Raw genomic sequence first — 567 nt, forward strand, 5'->3', positions numbered from 1 at the left:
TTGTGATGTTCAGGTTATTGACCGCATCATAACCTTTCAACGACATCCCAAGCTCACTCGCAAGATCTCCTGAGAATGAAATCGTTCCGGCGGTTTCTTCTCCTGCCATAAAGATCTGTAACTGACCTTTTTCATTAACAGAAGCCGTCACTTTGTCGGTTTGGCCATTAATGTAGGTCGCGAGTTCTTCAATATCATCACCGGCTTTGGCATTGATTTGGATTTTTTCCGTCTCGCCAGAACGGTTGGTGAAAGACATCGTCAGATCATTGGCGTTCTCTTTTACCTGCCAATCAGAATCAGCACGCCCTTGAGCAACATAACTAAAGCCCCCCATGTCCAACCCATCAGTACGCATCGATTTCAACTCAATCTGTACGGCTTCACCAGAAGCAGCACCGATTTGAAAAGACGATTTGCCGAATGTGCCATTCAACAGTTTGCGTCCACCAAAAGATGTGGTTTCCGCAATGCGGTTTAACTCATCGTTTAACGCGGTGACTTCTTCTTGCAACGCGGTACGCTCGGCTTGGCTGTTTGAGCCATTAGCCGACTGAAGCGACAAAT

The 567-nt window shown here is 46.7% G+C and carries 1 protein-coding gene; it reads right to left on the reverse strand.

Going from position 1 to position 567, the window contains the following annotated elements:
- Positions 1 to 567 (reverse strand): flagellin hook IN motif-containing protein (locus R7044_RS27095; RefSeq protein ID WP_318141752.1); only part of this gene is annotated, 567 nt, incomplete at both ends.

The organism is Vibrio sp. 1402 (assembly GCF_033340275.1).